Source organism: Cupriavidus sp. WS (genome assembly GCF_000395345.1).
Taxonomy (GTDB): domain Bacteria; phylum Pseudomonadota; class Gammaproteobacteria; order Burkholderiales; family Burkholderiaceae; genus Cupriavidus; species Cupriavidus basilensis_B.
On record NZ_AQPL01000663.1, the window covers coordinates 1 to 2,941 of the forward strand.

The 2,941-nt window shown below is 70.8% G+C and carries 2 protein-coding genes; both read right to left on the minus strand.

What is annotated here, in order from left to right:
• Positions 1-363: 363 nt before the first annotated feature.
• Positions 364-1,752 (minus strand): 8-oxoguanine deaminase, encoded by a 1,389-nt coding sequence (locus K206_RS0136270; protein ID WP_020207119.1) that lies wholly within the window; start codon positions 1,750-1,752, stop codon positions 364-366.
• A 126-nt stretch (positions 1,753-1,878) separates the two neighbouring features.
• Positions 1,879-2,787, minus strand: coding sequence for a LysR substrate-binding domain-containing protein (locus K206_RS0136275; protein WP_020207120.1), 909 nt, complete (start codon positions 2,785-2,787; stop codon positions 1,879-1,881).
• Positions 2,788-2,941 lie beyond the last annotated feature (154 nt).

Here is a 2,941-nt window from a genome sequence, read left to right on the forward strand (position 1 = left end):
TGCTCCCGGCTTTTTTCTTTTCCGCTTTCTTTTTTTGTTTCCCGCGCCTGCCGCTTTTCCCCGCTTTTTCGTTGCCGCTGCGCGCGCCTCTTGTCCGCTTCGGTGTCTGCGTCGTCCCGACATTGATACCGCATCAATGTGACAGATGTCATCGGCACGATCGGCCGCCGCGGCATCTCGGCACGCCATCCTCGCGCGCAAAAAAAAGCCCGCAGGTCTGCGGGCTCGGGAAGGGTCAGGGGCGTTCGGGGAACGTCCCGGGGACAAGTGTGAATACATTGGAAACATGATGCTGCCCCACTCGAGTGGGGTCGCGCGCACGTGGCATTCCGGTCCTGCGCGCGCGGCGCCCGCCGCGCAGGCTTACGCCGGCGTGCCGGCGCGCTCGAACAGCGCGCGCGCCAGGCCGCGGTGCTGCGCCAGCACGCGCGGCAACTCCGCGCTCAGCAGCTCGCCGCCGCGCACCACCACCTTGCCGTTGATGACGCTGGCGGCGACGTTGCCGGGCGTGCAGAAGACCAGCGCCGCCACCGGATCGTGGCCGGCGCCGGCGTAGGCGACCGCGCGCATGTCGAAGGCGACGAAGTCGGCCGACATGCCGGGCGCCAGCGCGCCGATGTCGTCGCGCCCGAGCACGCGCGCGCCGCCCAGCGTGGCGATCTCCAGCGCCTCGCGCGCGCTCATGGCCGCGGGGCCGTAGCCCACGCGCTGCAGCAGCATGGCCTGGCGCGCTTCGCCAAGCATGTGGGCGCCGTCGTTGGAAGCGCTGCCGTCCACGCCCAGCCCCACCGGCACGCCCGCGTCGCGCATCGCGCGCACCGGGGCGATGCCCGACGCCAGCCGCATGTTACTGCACGGGCAATGGGCCACGCCGGTGCCGGTGCGCGCGAACAGCGCGATGCCGTCGCCGTCGAGCTTCACGCAGTGCGCGTGCCACACGTCGGGACCGACCCAGCCGAGTTCTTGGGCGTACTGCGCCGGCGTCAGGCCGAAGCGCTCGCGCGAATAGGCGATGTCGTTGTCGTTCTCGGCCAGATGGGTGTGCATCGACACGCCGTAGCTGCGCGCCAGCCGCGCCGACTCGCGCATCAGGTCGCGCGATACGGAAAACGGCGAGCACGGCGCCACCACCACGCGCAGCATGGCGTGGCGCGAGGCATCGTGATACCGCTCGATCAGCCGCTGGCTGTCGGCGAGGATGGCGCCCTCCTCTTCCACCACCGAGTCGGGCGGCAGGCCGCCCTTGCTGCGGCCGACGCTCATCGAGCCGCGCGCGGCATGGAAGCGCATGCCCATGTCCGCCGCCGCCGCGATGGCGTCGTCGAGGCGCGCGCCGTTGGGGTAGAGATAGAGATGGTCGCTGGTGGTGGTGCAGCCCGACAGCATCAGCTCGGCCATCGCGGTGCGCGTGGAGACATCGATCATCTCCGGCGTCAGGTGCGACCACAGCAGGTAGAGGCTGCCCAGCCAGGAGAACAGCTCGGCGTCCTGCGCCGCCGGCACCGCGCGCGTGAGGCTCTGGTACATGTGGTGATGCGTGTTGACCAGGCCCGGCGTGACCACATGGCCGCGCATGTCGAGCACCTCGGCCCGCCCCTCGTCGATCAGGCGGCGGTACTGCGGCGGCAGGTCCGCGCTGGCGCCGACCCATTCGATGGCCGGGCCTTGCGCCACCAGCGCGCCGTCGGCGATCTCGCGGCGCCGTTCGTCCATCGTCACGAGCACGTCGGCGTGGAGCAGGATCAGGGGCATGGCGGCATCTCCGCAGCGGTTGTGGAAGGCCCGGGCAGTCTACGGCGCCGGCCGCGCCCGGCAAAGCATCGAATTGCGCCGATGCTGTGCGCAAAATCAGCACAGCGCCGGCCGGAGATTTGCAGGCTAGCGCGCCGCGCCGAACACCTCGGCCAGCGCGGCGCCGATGCGCTCGGCCATCAGGCCGGCGGCGGCGCCTGGCTCGCCGCGCGCCCGCGCCACCAGCCGCAGGGTCTGGCGCGGCAGGTTGCCGTCGCGCAGCGGCAGCCACGCGAGCGTGCCGCGCGCGCGTTCGTCGAGCACGTCGAGCGGATTGAGAAAGGCGATGCCGTCGCCGAGCATGACCAGGCTGCGCATCAGCGCGGTCGAGGTCGTCTCCGTGGCCGCCAGGACCGCCAGCCCGGCGCGCGCGAAGCCTTCGTCGAGCAGGCCGCGCAGCGACATCGAGGGCGCGGGCAGGATCACCGGCCACGCCAGGCATTCGGCCAGCAGCGCCGACGGCTGCGCCGCCAGCGCGTGGTCCGGCGCCACCACCGCGCCGACCGGCCAGTCGCTGCCGGCGAGGATGCGGAATGCGGCCACGTCGGGCAGGTCGTAGCCCAGGCCGAGGTCGGCGTCGCCGCGCTCGACGGCGGCGGCGATTTCCGCCACCGGCAGATCGAGCAGGCGCACCAGGATGCCCGGGTACTGCTGGCGGAAACCGTGCACCAGCGACGGCATCAGCGAGCCGGCCAGGCCGGCCGTGGTGGCGACCGTGACCTCGCCCTGGCGCATGCCCTTGACGGCCTCGATCCGGCTGCGCAGCAGCTCGTGCTCGCGCAGGGTCTGGCGCACGTGGGCCAGCACCAGCTTGCCGAGCGGCGTGAGCCGCAGCCGCTTGTTGATGCGCTCGAACAAGGGCGCGCCCAGCTCGGCCTCCAGATCCAGGATCTGCCGGTTGATCGCGGTCGGCGCCACATGCAGGTGCAGCGCGGCCTGGCGGATCGAGCCGCGGCTCACCACCTCGTCGAGGTAGCGCAGGACTCTGGCATGCATGAAGGGTTCTCCGTGTGCGGGGACTGGCGATGGCCGGAACGAGCGCATTGTAGCCGCCGCCCCGTCAACGGATTCACAATAAAATGCACGCAGCTATTGCGCGATCGAAAATGCCTTGATATAATTTTTGACTTCGTTGGGGCGTTAGCTCAGT